Source organism: Streptomyces sp. NPDC040622 (assembly GCF_055593965.1).
Genome location: NZ_JBVIXD010000002.1, coordinates 277573 through 291757, shown reverse-complemented (window position 1 = coordinate 291757; position 14185 = coordinate 277573). Strand labels below are relative to the sequence as shown.

At 72.8% G+C, this 14185-nt stretch carries 15 protein-coding genes; 5 read left to right on the top strand and 10 right to left on the bottom strand.

Annotated features, from left to right (window positions below; translation table 11 throughout):
• Nucleotides 1-54 precede the first annotated feature (54 nt).
• Nucleotides 55-828, top strand: a complete 774-nt coding sequence (locus tag ACZ592_RS05790) for an SDR family NAD(P)-dependent oxidoreductase (RefSeq protein WP_471580236.1) — start codon at nt 55-57, stop codon at nt 826-828.
• A 101-nt stretch (nt 829-929) separates the two neighbouring features.
• Here ACZ592_RS05790 and groL read toward each other — a convergent pair whose 3' ends face one another.
• The 3 genes from groL to ACZ592_RS05775 form a co-directional block, all read right to left on the bottom strand.
• The gene (groL, locus tag ACZ592_RS05785; protein WP_471580235.1) at nt 930-2558 is read right to left on the bottom strand and encodes a chaperonin GroEL; all 1629 of its coding nucleotides are present in this window, start codon (nt 2556-2558) and stop codon (nt 930-932) included.
• A gap of 112 nt (nt 2559-2670) precedes the next feature.
• A complete protein-coding gene (groES, locus tag ACZ592_RS05780; RefSeq protein WP_006347174.1) occupies nt 2671-2979 on the bottom strand; it encodes a co-chaperone GroES in 309 nt (102 codons plus the stop codon).
• Between the two features lie 588 nt (nt 2980-3567).
• Nucleotides 3568-4494, bottom strand: a complete 927-nt coding sequence (locus ACZ592_RS05775) for a polysaccharide deacetylase family protein (protein ID WP_471580234.1) — start codon at nt 4492-4494, stop codon at nt 3568-3570.
• An 82-nt stretch (nt 4495-4576) separates the two neighbouring features.
• Between ACZ592_RS05775 and ACZ592_RS05770 the strand changes: the two genes are divergently transcribed.
• Nucleotides 4577-5818, top strand: a complete 1242-nt coding sequence (locus ACZ592_RS05770) for a class I SAM-dependent methyltransferase (RefSeq protein ID WP_471580233.1) — start codon at nt 4577-4579, stop codon at nt 5816-5818.
• A gap of 229 nt (nt 5819-6047) precedes the next feature.
• On the opposite strand, the gene ACZ592_RS05765 is transcribed toward ACZ592_RS05770, so the two are convergent.
• The 3 genes from ACZ592_RS05765 to ACZ592_RS05755 all read right to left on the bottom strand — a co-directional run bounded on the left by ACZ592_RS05765 (nt 6048) and on the right by ACZ592_RS05755 (nt 9316).
• On the bottom strand, nt 6048-7274 hold the full coding sequence (locus ACZ592_RS05765) for an RNA polymerase sigma factor (RefSeq protein WP_471580717.1): 1227 nt from the start codon (nt 7272-7274) through the stop codon (nt 6048-6050).
• A 145-nt stretch (nt 7275-7419) separates the two neighbouring features.
• Nucleotides 7420-7776, bottom strand: a complete 357-nt coding sequence (locus ACZ592_RS05760; RefSeq protein WP_471580232.1) for a YciI family protein — start codon at nt 7774-7776, stop codon at nt 7420-7422.
• A 43-nt stretch (nt 7777-7819) separates the two neighbouring features.
• Nucleotides 7820-9316 carry an MFS transporter gene (locus ACZ592_RS05755; RefSeq protein ID WP_471580716.1) on the bottom strand — a complete coding sequence of 499 codons (1497 nt, stop codon included), beginning with the start codon at nt 9314-9316 and terminating at the stop codon, nt 7820-7822.
• Nucleotides 9317-9419: 103 nt separating this feature from the next.
• On the opposite strand from ACZ592_RS05755, the gene ACZ592_RS05750 reads away from it, so the two are divergent.
• Together ACZ592_RS05750 and ACZ592_RS05745 are read left to right on the top strand one after the other, a co-directional pair.
• A complete protein-coding gene (locus ACZ592_RS05750) occupies nt 9420-10175 on the top strand; it encodes a TetR/AcrR family transcriptional regulator (RefSeq protein WP_471580231.1) in 756 nt (251 codons plus the stop codon).
• A 22-nt stretch (nt 10176-10197) separates the two neighbouring features.
• Entirely contained in the window at nt 10198-10824 is a 627-nt protein-coding gene (locus tag ACZ592_RS05745; protein ID WP_471580230.1) for a class I SAM-dependent methyltransferase, read from the top strand.
• A 133-nt stretch (nt 10825-10957) separates the two neighbouring features.
• Here the strand turns inward: ACZ592_RS05745 and ACZ592_RS05740 are convergent, their stop codons facing one another.
• From ACZ592_RS05740 to tsaB, 4 genes are read right to left on the bottom strand one after another with little or no spacing between them, the layout of a single operon-like run.
• The gene (locus ACZ592_RS05740) at nt 10958-11215 is read right to left on the bottom strand and encodes a hypothetical protein (protein WP_471580229.1); all 258 of its coding nucleotides are present in this window, start codon (nt 11213-11215) and stop codon (nt 10958-10960) included.
• Nucleotides 11212-12318: a tRNA (adenosine(37)-N6)-threonylcarbamoyltransferase complex transferase subunit TsaD gene (gene tsaD, locus ACZ592_RS05735; RefSeq protein WP_471580228.1), complete on the bottom strand. Its 1107-nt coding sequence runs from the start codon at nt 12316-12318 to the stop codon at nt 11212-11214. Before tsaD ends, ACZ592_RS05740 begins: the two co-directional genes overlap by 4 nt.
• A complete protein-coding gene (gene rimI / locus ACZ592_RS05730) occupies nt 12311-12793 on the bottom strand; it encodes a ribosomal protein S18-alanine N-acetyltransferase (RefSeq protein WP_471580715.1) in 483 nt (160 codons plus the stop codon). Before rimI ends, tsaD begins: the two co-directional genes overlap by 8 nt.
• Before the next feature lie 41 nt (nt 12794-12834).
• Nucleotides 12835-13491 (bottom strand): tRNA (adenosine(37)-N6)-threonylcarbamoyltransferase complex dimerization subunit type 1 TsaB, encoded by a 657-nt coding sequence (gene tsaB, locus ACZ592_RS05725; RefSeq protein ID WP_471580227.1) that lies wholly within the window; start codon nt 13489-13491, stop codon nt 12835-12837.
• A gap of 133 nt (nt 13492-13624) precedes the next feature.
• Here tsaB and ACZ592_RS05720 point away from each other — a divergent pair, with 133 nt between their 5' ends.
• On the top strand, nt 13625-14173 hold the full coding sequence (locus tag ACZ592_RS05720) for a hypothetical protein (protein WP_471580226.1): 549 nt from the start codon (nt 13625-13627) through the stop codon (nt 14171-14173).
• The last annotated feature ends 12 nt before the right edge of the window (nt 14174-14185 follow it).

Sequence of the window (14185 nt, the reverse complement as noted above, 5' to 3'; positions counted from 1 at the left end):
GGTCGGGGCCGTGCGGGGGACGCGGCGGTCACGCGATCTCACTAGCCTTGCGCCATGACTACGGCTCTGATTACGGGATCGACCGCCGGCATCGGCGCCGCCTTCGCGCGGCGCCTCGCGGGTGACGGACACAACCTCGTGCTGGTGGCCCGCGACACCGAACGGCTGCACGAGCAGGCGACCGAACTGCACGACCGGCACGGCATCGAGGCGGAGGTGCTGACCGCGGACCTCGCGACGGACGAGGGCATCGAGGCCGTCGAGAAGCGGCTCTCGCACCGCAGGGACCCGGTCGACCTGCTCATCAACAACGCGGGGTTCGGCAACAAGGGCCGGTATCTGGAGGTCTCCCTCGCCGACGAGCTGACCATGCTCAAGGTGCACTGCGAGGCGGTGCTGCGGCTGACGTCGGCCGCGACGGAGTCGATGCGGGAGCGCGGCCGGGGCGGTGTCGTCAACGTCGCGTCGGTGGCCGCGTTCGTGCCGCGCGGGACGTACGGCGCGTCGAAGGCGTGGGTCGTCCAGTTCACCCAGGGCGCGGCGAAGGACCTCGCGGGCTCCGGCGTACGGCTGATGGCGCTGTGCCCCGGCTTCGTGCGCACGGAGTTCCACCAGCGCGCCGGGATGGGCACGTCCAACATCCCGGGCTGGATGTGGCTCGACGCGGACAAGCTGGTCTCGACGGCGCTCGCGGACCTGTCCCGCGGCAAGTCCCTGTCCGTCCCCGACCCGCGGTACAAGGCCCTGATGGGCGTGGTGAAGGTGACCCCGCGAGCCCTGCTGGGCGGCGTCACGTCACGCACGGGCCGCAAGTACGGGCCGCAGTAGGGGTGAGCGACCGGGCGGCCGCGCCCCCGAAAAGGGCTGAGGCCCGGCTCCCCCGTGGAGGGAGCCGGGCCTCAGTCACCGTTCAGGCCGAGCGCGGCGGGTCAGTGCGAGTGACCGTGCCCGTGGCCGTGACCGGCGTCGGCCTCTTCCTCGGCCGGCTTCTCGACGACCAGGGTCTCGGTCGTGAGGAGCAGGGAGGCGATGGACGCGGCGTTCTCCAGGGCGGAGCGGGTGACCTTGACCGGGTCGATGACGCCGGCCTTGACCAGGTCGCCGTACTCGCCGGTCGCGGCGTTGAAGCCGAAGCCCTTGTCGAGCTCGGCGACCTTCGAGGTGATGACGTAGCCCTCGAGGCCGGCGTTCTCGGCGATCCAGCGCAGCGGCTCGACGGCGGCGCGGCGGACGACGGCGACACCGGTGGCCTCGTCGCCCTCCTTGCCGAGGGAGTCGCCGAGCACCTTGGCGGCGTGCACCAGGGCGGAGCCACCACCGGAGACGATGCCCTCCTCGACCGCGGCGCGGGTCGCGGAGATGGCGTCCTCCAGACGGTGCTTCTTCTCCTTCAGCTCCACCTCGGTGGCGGCGCCGACCTTGATGACGCAGACGCCGCCGGCCAGCTTCGCGAGGCGCTCCTGGAGCTTCTCGCGGTCCCAGTCGGAGTCCGTGGCGTCGATCTCGGCCTTGATCTGGGCGACGCGGCCCTCGACCTCGGCCTTGTTGCCGCCACCGTCGACGATGGTGGTGTCGTCCTTGGTGATGGTGACGCGGCGGGCGGTGCCCAGCACGTCGAGACCGACCTGGTCGATCTTGAGGCCGACCTCTTCGGCGATGACGGTGCCGCCCGTGAGGGTGGCGATGTCGCCGAGCATGGCCTTGCGGCGGTCACCGAAGCCGGGGGCCTTCACCGCGACGGCGTTGAAGGTGCCGCGGATCTTGTTCACGACCAGGGTCGACAGGGCCTCGCCCTCGACGTCCTCGGCGATGATCAGGAGCGGCTTCGAGGCGTTGGCCTGGATGACCTTCTCGAGCAGCGGCAGGAGGTCCTGGATGGAGGAGATCTTGCCCTGGTGGATCAGGATGTACGGGTCGTCGAGGACGGCCTCCATACGCTCCTGGTCGGACACCATGTACGGCGACAGGTAGCCCTTGTCGAAGGCCATGCCCTCGGTGAAGTCGAGCTCGAGGCCGAAGGTGTTGGACTCCTCGACGGTGATGACACCGTCCTTGCCGACCTTGTCCATCGCCTCGGCGATGAGCTCGCCGACCTGCGGGTCCTGGGCCGAGAGACCGGCGACGGCCGCGATGTCGGCCTTGTCGTCGATCGGGCGGGCGGTGGCGAGGAGCTCCTGGGAGACGGCCGCGACGGCGGCGTCGATGCCCTTCTTCAGGGCGGCCGGGGAGGCGCCGGCGGCTACGTTGCGCAGGCCTTCCTTGACCAGGGCCTGGGCGAGCACGGTGGCGGTGGTGGTGCCGTCACCAGCGATGTCGTTGGTCTTGGTCGCCACCTCCTTCACCAGCTGGGCGCCGAGGTTCTCGTACGGGTCCTCGACCTCGACCTCACGGGCGATGGTGACGCCGTCGTTGGTGATGGTCGGGGCGCCGAACTTCTTGTCGATGACGACGTTGCGGCCGCGGGGGCCGATCGTCACCTTGACCGTGTCGGCAAGCTTGTTGACGCCGCGCTCAAGGGCGCGACGGGCGTCCTCGTCGAACTTCAGGATCTTCGCCATGGGAGCGATTCAGCCCTCTCGAAAACTCGGATTTAACGAACTACGCCCCTCGCCGCCCGGCAATCAGCGGGGTGACCAGGGGCGCAGCTCAGAAAAGCAAATGCTGGGTGAATTACTTCTCGACGATCGCGAGCACGTCGCGGGCCGAGAGGACGAGGTACTCGTCGCCGTTGTACTTCACCTCGGTGCCGCCGTACTTGCTGTACAGCACGACATCGCCGACCTTGACGTCGAGCGGCAGGCGCTCGCCGTTCTCGAAGCGGCCCGGGCCCACGGCGAGGACGGCGCCCTCCTGGGGCTTCTCCTTCGCGGTGTCCGGAATGACCAGGCCGGAGGCCGTGGTCTGCTCGGCGTCGAGCGGCTGGACCACAATGCGGTCCTCGAGCGGCTTGATGGCAACCTTGGAGCTTGCGGTCGTCACGATCCGGTCTCCCCCTTCGGAGATCTCACGGGGTTAAGAGTCTGAGTGTGGCGACCAGGTGGATCCGTCGTCGCGGGTGCCGGACCTGCCCGTCGCTGTTGGCACTCTCCAGTGGGGAGTGCCAGAAGTGAGACTAGGACGGGGATTAGCACTCGGTCAAGCGGAGTGCCAATCGACTGCGTCGGGCTCAGCGGAGCGGGGGCCCCTGTGCCGGGGTAGGCGGCGCGCTGCCCCTGCCGGGGCAACGGGGCGCGGGGGGCTGGAGTTCCCTCCCGGCGAGGAACGGAGGCCCGCTTTCCCGGCGCCCGGCACCGGGGGCCGCGCCCACCCTCCCTCCGTCTCCCGGCTCCGCCCGACCGGGGGAGACCCCCGTCGCCGTGCGGAACTCCTGCCCGCAGTGGCCGACGACCGGCGCGCCCCGGTCCCCCGTGGGGCCCGGCTTGCGTGGCGGGACCTTCTGGGCCGCCTTTCTGCCCAGGCGTTCGATCGGGTCCACCGATTCCGCGCAGCCCGTGAGCAGTGCGGGCGCGAGCACTCCGCACAGCAGGGCCCCGGCGAGGAGGCGGCGGCGCGCTCGCGCCCGGGGGGTCACAGGTAGTCCTCCAGCCTGGCCACCGCGTAGCCCTTGTCCGTGACCGTCTTCATGACCCGGCGGATCATGTCGGGCATCGTGCCCTTCCAGTCCTCGCGCCCCCTGAAGTGCGTGAGGATGATGTCGCCGGGGTGCAGGTCGCGGTCCCACTCGCGCCACTCCATGTGGTCGGCGAAGGCCTCGGACGCCCACAGCGGCACGGCCTTGACGCCGCAGGACTTGGCGGCGCGCAGGGTGTCCTGGTTGTAGTTGCCGTACGGCGGACGGAAGAGCTTGGGCCGCTTGCCGTAGCGCTTCTCCACGATGTCCTGCATGCCGCAGATCTCGCGGCGCTGGCCCTCGTACGAAAGCCCGGGCAGGTAGCGGTGGTTGAGGGTGTGGTTGTTCAGGGTGACACCGCGGTCCTGCATCTTCCTGAAGTAGCCGTAGTCCTCCTTGACCAGGTAGTCGCTGAGGAACGCGGTGTACGGGATCTTCAGCTCGCTCATCATCCTCAGCAGCGCCGGATCCTTCTCGGCGCCGTCGTCCATGGTGAGGAAGACGACCTTCTCCTTGGTCGGGACGGTCGTGAAGACCGGCGGCAGGCTCGCCTGGCCCTTGACCCCGAAGCCCTTGCGGGTGGTGATCCGCGGCTTGACCCCCGGCGCCTCGGGCGCGGCCAGCGGGGTCCTGGCCAGGCCCCAGCGCTTGGCCGCCGCCGCGCGCGCGGCCTGGGCCGAGGCGAGCTTGTGGGCGTAGGAGTCGAGGGCGCGGGCGGGCGGGGCCTTGAGCGGCTGCTGGCCGGGGGCGGGCCGCACGCCGTCAAAGTCGCCGCCGGAGGCGCAGCCCGAGGCGATCGCCGCGACGGAGAGGACGGCCACGAGGGCACGCGTCTGATTCTTCCGTCTTCTGGTGGATTTTTCGTTTTGTCGTACTAGTTGCATGGCGCCGGATCCTCGCAGCTCAAGGCCCTGCCGAGGGGCCGACACCGCCGCCGGACGCGCACCATCCACCGACTGGCCCACAATGGGGCGGGTGAACGACCCGAACACGCCGAGCACCGACGAGAGCGACCTCGGCGACCCCCTCGCCGCCTTCACCGCCCTCCGCACCCCGCAGGGCGCCGCCCTGCTCGACGAGGTGCGGGACGTCGAGCCCGCCCAGGAGCTCGCCGCCGCCACCCGGCTGCGCCGCGCCCACCCGGCGCCCCTGGTCTCGGCCGCGCTCGCGCAGGCGCGGCTGCGGCAGCGGGCCGCGGCGAAGTTCGGTGCGCGGGACGCGGCCCGGATGTTCTTCACGCCCAACGGCGTCGAGCAGTCCACGCGCACCTCCGTGGCCGCGCACCGCGCCGAGAGCTTCAAGGCGCTCGGCGTACGCTCGCTCGCCGACCTCTGCTGCGGCATCGGCGGCGACGCCATCGCCCTGGCCCGGGCCGGCATCTCCGTGCTCGCCGTCGACCGCGACCCGCTGACCTGCGCGGTCGCCCGCGCCAACGCGCAGGCGCTGGGCCTTGACGACCTGATCGAGGTCCGCGAGGCCGATGTCACCGAGATCGACCCCTCCCCGTACGACGCGGTCTTCGTGGACCCGGCGCGCCGGGGCGGACGCGGGCGGATCTTCGACCCCGAGGCGTACTCGCCGCCGCTGTCCTGGGCCGTCGGGACGGCCCGCGAGGCCCCGCTGGCCGCGCTGAAGATCGCCCCGGGCATCCCGCACGAGGCGATTCCCGCGGAGGCCGCGGCCGAGTGGATCTCGGACGGCGGTGACGTGAAGGAGGCCGTGCTGTGGTTCGGCACGCCGGAGCCCTCCTCGCACCGGGCGACGCTCCTGCCCGGCGGCGCCTCCCTGTGGAGCTCGCTCGACGCGATGCTCCCCGACCCCGAAGTACGGCCCGTCGGGCGTTACTTGTACGAGCCGGACGGCGCGGTCATCCGCGCGCACCTGGTGGCGGAGGTCGCCGCCCGGGTCGGGGGCGGGCTGATCGACGAGACGATCGCGTACGTCACGTCGGACGCGCTGCACGCGACGCCGTACGCGGTGGCGTACGAGATCACCGACCGGCTCCCCTTCGGCGTGAAGAAGCTGAAGGCGCTGCTGCGGGAGCGCGAGGTCGGGATCCTGACGGTGAAGAAGCGGGGCTCGGCGGTCGAGCCGGAGGAACTGCGCCGCAAGGTGAAGCCGCAGGGGAAGAACGCGGCGACGGTGTTCCTGACGAGGGTGGCGGGGGCCCCGGCGATGCTGATCGGCCAGCCGGTGCTTCCCGCCTGAGCGGCCCCTTCCGTCGCCCGCGGGCAGCTACGCCGTCACGCTTCCAGCCCCTCCGGCGTTTGAGGAGCGGGGTCCGGGGCGGAGCCCTGGTTCGGGAGAGGCGGAGCCCTGGTTCGGAAAGGGGCGGGGTCCGGGGCGGAGCCCTGGTTCGGGAAGGGACGGGGTCCGGGGCGGAGCCTGGTTCGGGAAGGGACGGGATCAGAGGGGGAAGCCCCGCAGGGCGCGCTGCTCACACTCCCCGGTCGCACTCCCGCGCCCGCCCCCGCAAGAACTCCCGCTCCCGCTCGTTGCGCGCCAGCGTGGCCGCCCGCTCGAAGTCCTCCCGCGCCTCCGCGAACCGTCCGAGCCGCGCCAGGAGATCGCCCCGCACGCTGGGCAGCAAGTGGTAGTCCCGCAACGCCGGTTCGGCGGCGAGTGCGTCGACCAGGGCGAGTCCCGCCACCGGCCCCTCGGCCATCGAGACGGCGACCGCCCGGTTCAGCTCGACCACCGGGGACGGGGTGCGGGCGGCGAGCAGGCCGTAGAGGGCGGCGATCTGCCGCCAGTCGGTGTCCTCGTACGTGTGCGCGTGGGCGTGACAGGCGGCGATGGCGGCCTGCAGGGCGTACGGCCCGAGGGCCCCGCCGGACACCGTCTGCGCCCGCGCCAGCGCCGCGAACCCGCGCCGGATGAGCATCCGGTTCCACCGGGCCCTGCTCTGGTCCCTGAGCAGCACCGGCTCGCCGGACGGTCCTGTCCGTGCCGCCGAGCGCGACGCCTGCAGCTCCAACAGGGCGGCGAGCCCGTGCACTTCGGACTCCTTGGGCATCAGCCCGGCGAGCACCCTGGCCAGCCGCAGCGCGTCCTCGCACAGGGACGGGCGCAGCCAGTCGTCGCCCGCCGTGGCCGCGTACCCCTCGTTGAAGATGAGGTAGATGACCTCGAGGACCGAGCCGAGGCGGGCCGCACGCCCGGCCCCGTACGGCACCTCGAAGGCGACGCCCTTCGTGGCGAGGGTGCGCTTGGCGCGCACGATCCGCTGCGCCACGGTCGCCTCCGGCACGAGCACCGCGCGGGCGATCTCCGCGGTGGTCAGACCGCCGAGCAGGCGCAGGGTGAGCGCCACGCGGGCCTCGGCGGAGAGGACCGGGTGGCAGGCGGTGAAGACGAGGCGGAGCAGGTCGTCGTCGATGGCGTCGGGGTCGACGGGTTCGGCGGGCCCGGTCACCTGGGGCGGCGCGCTCTCCAGGTCGCGGCCGACCTCCGCGAGCTTGCGGGCGTAGCGCTCGCGGCGGCGGACCAGGTCGATGGCGCGGTGCTTGGCGGTGGCCATGAGCCAGGCGCCCGGGTTGTCGGGGACGCCCTGCTCGGGCCACTGTTCGAGCGCCGCCACCAGGGCGTCCTGCGCCAGCTCCTCGGCGATGCCGACGTCCCGTACGATCCGCGCGACGCCGGCGATGATGCGCGGCGACTCCATGCGGAAGACGGTCTCCACGGTGGCGCGGGGGTGCCGCTCCTGCGCCGTGCGGCGGGGGTGCTCCGGCGGATGGTTCACGGCCACCCATCAGAGCACCCCGGTGCCGCCGCCGCAAAGGCGCGCCGCGGGTCCGGGCCCGCGGCGCTCAGCCCTCCTCGATCTCCCGGACCTCGGCGCTGATCGTCCAGTAGTCCTCGTGGGTCTGCAGGAACCGCTTGGTCCACTCGATCGCCTCCGCCTTGTCCTTGGCCTGACAGATCGAGTAGCCGCCGATGACCTCCTTGGTCTCGGTGAACGGCCCGTCGGTGACGGACAGTTCCCCCTTGTCCCAGGTCACGCGGGCGCCCTCGGCGGTCGGGCGCAGGCCCGCGGTGTCGAGCATGACCCCGGCCTTGGTGATCTCCTCAAGGAGTGCGCCCATGCGCTCCTGGAGTTCGGGGCTCGGACCGCCCTCGGGGACGTTGTTCTCGTCGATGCGGATCATCGTCAGGTAGCGCGGCATGGTGGTCTCCCATCGGGTGGCGGCGGGGGCTTCTCCTCGCCTCTCAGCCCTGCGTCGAACGGGAGACGCCCGTTTCGACATCGTCGCCGGGATTCTTCGAAGTTTCTTCCCGTGCGGGTGTCCGCGCAGGTCGCGGCGGTGTCGGGGCGTCCGGTCGGCGGCCGTGCAGCACCGCGGTCGCCAGTGCGGCCGCCACCAGGAGCCCGGCGGAAAGGAGGAAGGCCGCCGCGTGGCCGTCGGCGAGTGCGGCCCGGCCGGTGCCCGCGCCGGTGACGTCGGCGGCGACCGTGACGAGGACCGCGAGGCCGAGCGAGCCGCCGAGCTGGCGGGAGCTGTTGAGCAGCCCGGAGGCCATGCCGGTCTCCTCGGGGGCGACGCCGCCGGTCGCGGCCGTGCCCAGCGGTACGAAGCACATGCCGATGCCGACGCTCGCGACGAGGGAGGGCCCGAAGACGGAGCTCAGGAACGTGCCGCCCGCCTCGACCGTGAGCGCGAACCACCCGAACCCGGCGGCCCCGAGCAGCCCGCCCGCCACGAGCAGCGCCCGCTCGCCGGCCCGTGCGACCAGCCGGGCCGCGACCGTCGACCCGGCCACGATGCCCGCGCAGAACGGCAGGAACGCGGCGCCGGCGGCCGTCGGCCCGTACCCCAGCACCTGCTGGAGGTAGAGCGAGGTGAAGTAGAAGGCGGCGAACTGGCCCGAGGACATCAGCAGCGCGAAGACGTTCGCGGAGAGCACCGGGCGGTGTGCGGGGCCGAGCAGGCCGAGCCGCAGCAGCGGCTCCCGCTTGCGGGCCTCGACGGCGACGAAGGCGGCGAGCAGCACGGCCGCGGCACCGAGCGTGCCCAGCGTGGTGCCGGACCCCCAGGCGTGCGTCCGCGTACGGACGAGGCCGAGGACGAGCACCGTCATGCCCGCGGTGACCAGCAGGGCGCCCGCGACGTCGAGGCGGGGTGCGGGGCCGGTGCGGCGGTCGGCGGGGACACCGCGGCGCGCGGCGAGGAGCGCGGCGAGCACGACGGGGACGTTGACGAGCATCACGGAGCGCCAGCCCAGCCAGTCGGTGAGCAGGCCGCCCGCCATGATCCCGACCGCGCCGCCGAGCGCGCCGGAGATGCCCCACAGCCCGAGCGCCCGCGAACGCGCGGGCCCCGCCGCGTAGTTGACGGTGATCAGGGCGAGCGCGACGGGGGCGAGCGCCGCCGCGCCCGCGCCCTGCACGGCGCGGGCCGCGACGAGCTGGCCCGGCGCGAGGGCGAGCCCGCCCGCGAGGCTCGCGAGGCCGAAGACGGCGAAGCCGCCCATGAGGGTGCGCCGGCGTCCGATCAGGTCGGCCAGGCGCCCGCCGAGCATGAGCAGGCCGCCGAAGGCGAGCGCGTAGGCGTTGACGACCCAGAGCAGCGAGTCGGGGGCGAAGCCGAGGTCGTCGCCCATGTCGGGCAGGGCGATGTTGACGACGGACATGTCGAGGGAGACGAGGAACTGCACGGTGAGCAGCACCGGCAGCAGAGGCCCTCGCGGGGTGCGCGAGTTCACCATGTTCACCATGCGAGGCACATTACTATACGCGTATAGAAACTCCGCAAGCCCTGCGCCCGCACACCGGCGCGAGCAACCGCGGGCAAGGCGCGACAATGACCCGGTGGCAGAAGAACCGGTGGCGAAGAACCAGCCCGTGACGGACGAACCCGCGACGGACGAACCCGCGAAGAGCGAGCCCGCGACGGAGGCAGGCGCGCGGAAGAAGCGTGTCGGCCGCCCCCGCCGCATCGGCACGGAGACGATCGTCGCGACGGCCCGCCGGATCCTGGAGGAGGAGGGCGTCGCCGCCCTGAGCATGCGCCGCGTCGCCAAGGAGGTCGGCGCGACGCCGATGGCGCTCTACCACCACGTGCGCGACAAGGACGACCTCCTGATGCTCACGCTCTCCGGCACGGCCGCCACGGCCCCCCGCCCCGACCTGCCCGCCGACCCGCGCGAACGCCTGCTCGCCGTCTCCCTGCACATGCACGCCACGCTGGCGCGGATGCCCTGGGTGGTGGAGGTGCTCAGCCTCGGCGACCTCACCGACAAGGGCGCGCTGTGGATGGTCGAGGAGATCATCGCCACGGGCGTCGACTGCGGGCTCACCCGCGCCGAGGCCGTGCACGCCTACCGGACCGTCTGGCACTTCGTCCACGGGGAGCTGATCTTCCGCCGCGCGATGGAGCGCCGCGCCGAGGACCCGGACCGCAAGCGGTACTTCCCCGACATGCTCACCGACGCCGACGCTGCCGAGCTCCCCCACCTCGCGGCCCTCGCGGGCAGCTGGGACGAGCTGACGGGGACGTACGACATGACGCGCCAACTCGCCGCGGTGATCGACGGGTTGCTGCCGCGGGCGGGACGCGCGGACTGAGCCGTGTGCGAGGCTCGCCCGCATGCCCTTCGACCACAACGACCACTACCACCGGCTGCTCCTGCGGACCCTGCCGTCCGACGGTCGCGGCCGCGCCGCCCTCGACGTCGGCTGCGGCACCGGCCGCTTCGCCCGCCGCCTCGCGGGACGCGGCTACGAGGTCGACGCGCTCGACCCCTCGGCGCAGGTCGTCGCCGAGGCCGAGGCACACGGCGGGGGACCCCGCTTCCGCCGGGCGGACGTGACCGAGGAGGACCTCCCCGAGGGCCACTACGCCGCCGTCACCTGCCTGGCGAGCCTGCACCACATGCCGTTCACCACGCTCACGCGCCTGCGCGACGCCCTCGCCCCCGGCGGCACCCTGCTCGTCCTCGGCTGTTACGCCGGAATGACCTGGTGGGACCTCGCGGCCTCCCCCGCCAACGCGGCGGCCCGGGTCACGGTCTACGCGGGCGAGCGCCTGCGCGGCATCCACACGCCCCCGCTCAAGGCCCCCGTGCGCCCGCCCGCCATGCGGCTCCCCGAGATCCGCGCCGAGGCGGCCCGTCTCCTGCCCGGCGCCACCGTGCGCCACCTGCTCTTCTGGCGCTACCTGTTGACGTACCGGAAGCCCGAAGGGAACCGACCGGCACCCACGACGTGTCCCTGACACCACAGGCGTCGTAGGCGTCGTACCCCGGGGGGGGACGGGGACATGGATCGCTCTGCACGACGGTCCTGTCACCAGTGACGGTCACGGTCCCGCTGAGCACGGATGAGCCTCAGGAAGCGGCGGGCAGGGGCTAGCTCTCCCCCACCGGCTCGAACCGCCACCGGTGCACCGGACGCGTCACGAGCTCCGCCGCGGGCTCCGGCAGCTCCGGCAGGTCCGCGTCGAACTCCGCGTCCCACCAGGTGATGACCAGCACCCGGTCCTGCGGAGCCCGGAAGGTCTCCCGCCGGGCCGGGACGGCGGACAGCTCCCGCTCCCGTGCCCACGCGAGCAGGTCGGCGCCCCGCCCTTCGACGGCACGGGCCTCCCACATGAGCGCGACCGTCATGAGTACAGGTTCTCCTTGCTGACCTCGTGCACATGGTCGTGGTCGTGCGTGTGACCGGGCACGTGCGGCTCGGTCACCGGCAGCGACGAGTCCGCCGACAGGTCCCAGGACGAGGCCGCGCGGTTGCGGGCGACCATCTCGGCGCCGAGGGCAGCGACCATCGCGCCGTTGTCCGTGCACAGCTTCGGGCGCGGCACCCGCAGCCGGATGCCGGCCTTCTCGCACCGCTCCTGGGCGAGCGCGCGCAGCCGCGAGTTGGCGGCCACGCCGCCGCCGATCATGAGGTGGTCGACGCCCTCGTCCTTGCAGGCCCGCACGGCCTTGCGGGTCAGGACGTCGACGACGGCCTCCTGGAAGGACGCCGACACGTCCCGCACCGGCACCTCCTCGCCGGCGGCCCGCTTCGCCTCGATCCAGCGGGCGACGGACGTCTTCAGACCGGAGAAGGAGAAGTCGTAGGCGGGGTCGCGGGGTCCGGTGAGCCCGCGCGGGAAGGCGATGGCGGCCGGGTCGCCCTCGCGCGCGTAGCGGTCGATGACGGGGCCGCCGGGGAAGCCGAGGTTCAGCACCCGCGCGATCTTGTCGAAGGCCTCCCCCGCCGCGTCGTCGATGGTCGAGCCGAGCGGCCGCACGTCCGAGGTGATGTCGCTGGAGAGCAGCAGCGAGGAGTGGCCGCCGGACACCAGGAGCGCCATGGTGGGCTCGGGCAGCGGCCCGTGCTCCAGCTGGTCGACGCAGATGTGCGAGGCGAGGTGGTTCACGCCGTAGAGCGGCTTGCCGAGCGCGTAGGCGTACGCCTTGGCGGCCGAGACGCCGACGAGCAGCGCGCCCGCGAGGCCGGGCCCTGCGGTCACCGCGATGCCGTCGAGGTCGCGCGCGCTCACGCCCGCTTCCTTCAGGGCGCGTTCGATGGTCGGCACCATCGCTTCCAGGTGCGCCCGGGAGGCCACCTCGGGCACGACGCCGCCGAAGCGGGCGTGCTCGTCGACGCTGGAGGCGACGGCGTCCGCGAGCAGCGTGGTGCCGCGGACGATGCCGACGCCGGTCTCGTCGCAGGAGGTCTCGATGCCGAGGACGAGAGGTTCGTCGCGCGAGTCAGCCATGAATCTCGGTTCCTTGTACGCCGGTTGCGGGAGTGGAGGGGTCGGTGCGGCGCATGACCAGGGCGTCCACGTTGCCGGGCTGGTAGTAGCCGCGCCGGAAGCCGATGGGTTCGAATCCGAAGCGCTCGTAGAGCTTTTGCGCGCGCGTGTTGTCGACCCGCACTTCCAGCATCACCTCGGCGCACTCGAAGGCGGTCGCGGCCCGCAGCAGGTCGGTGAGGAGCCGGGCGCCGAGGCCGGTGCTCCAGTGGTCGCGGGCCACGGCGATGGTCTGCACGTCGGCGAGGTCACCGGAGGCGGCGAGCCCCGCGTACCCGACGAGGCGGTCGCCGTCCACGGCCACCACGTAGCGGCGGGTGGCCAGCGGTCCGCGCGCGTGGGCGAGCTCGGACCAGAACATCCCGCGCGACCAGGCGTCGTCCGGGAAGAGCTCCTTCTCCAGGACGAACACCGCGTCGATGTCCCACCAGCGCATCTCGCGCAGCACGGCGGTCCCTGCCGTCCGGGTCACCTGGGTCACTTGGGGGTGACCACCTTGTAGTTCTTGGGGACCTGCGCGTCGGGCCTGCGCAGGTAGAGCGGCCGGGGCTCCATGAGCTCCTCGCCCGCCGCGAGCCTCTCGGCGGCCAGGGCGGCGAGGGAGGCCGCCGAGACGTGCTCGGGGGCGCGGGCGTCGGGGAAGGTGTCGGGGTAGAGCAGCGCGCCGGCGCCGACCGCGGGCAGCCCCTCGACGTCGGCGGCGATGTCCGCGGGCCGGTCGACGGCGGGGTCGCCCACCCGGGTGCGCGCGTTCTCGTAGCGGGCCCAGTAGACCTCCTTGCGCCGGGCGTCGGTGGCGACCACGAAGGGTCCCCCGTCGAGGCCGGCGGCGTACGCGAGGCCGTCCAGCGTGCACACGCCGTGCACGGGCACGCCGAGCGCGAGGCCGAAGGTGTCGGCGGTCATCAGGCCGACGCGCAGCCCGGTGTAGGGGCCGGGGCCCACGCCGACGACGATGCCGGTCACGGCGTCGAGTCTCAGGCCGGCTTCGGCGAGGACCCGGTCGACGGCCGGCAGCAGCAGTTCTCCGTGGCGCCGGGCGTCCACCTGGCTGGACTCCGCGACGGCGGAGGAGCCGTCGTGGAGGGCGACGGTGACGGCGGGCGTTGCGGTATCCAGAGCGAGCAAGAGCACGCGAACAGCCTACGGCTCCGGCGCACGGAGCACGGCCGGTCCGGCATCAGGTGCGGCTGCCCCGGGATGGGGGGCGGCTGCTGCTACCGTCACTGCGTAGCCGTACGCAGTACGAAGAGGTGGGTGGCGCAAGGTGTCAAGGAGCAGCTCGGGATTCGTGGCCGGGCTCACCGCCGCTGCCGTCGCCGCGGTCGGTTTCCTCGCCTACCAGGCCTCGGCCAGCGCGCCGGACGGGCTGAAGCACCCGGACAAGACCCCCACCGCCGCCGCCCCGCGCTCCCCCAAGGACAAGAAGAACCCCGCGGAGGTTCCCGCGCAGTCCGGCAGCGGCAAGCGGGTCGTGTACTCCCTGGACGAGGACCGCGTCTGGCTGGTCGAGCCGTCCGGCAAGGCGCAGCTGACCTTCCGGGTCACCCCGGGCACGGTCGACCCGGCCCCCGGCACCTACACGGTCAGCTCCCGCTCCGGCTCGGTCACCGGCACGGACGGCAGGCCGATCGAGCACGTCGTGCGGTTCACGACGGTCGACGGGATCACGATCGGCTTCAGCGCGGCCGTGGACGGCTCCACGCCGAAGCCGGACCCGTCGAAGAAGACCGGCGGCATCCGTGAGTCGCGGGCGCACGGCGACGCGATGTGGAACTTCGCGGTGATCAACCAGAAGGTCGTCGTCGTCCCGTAGGCGCGTCACGCG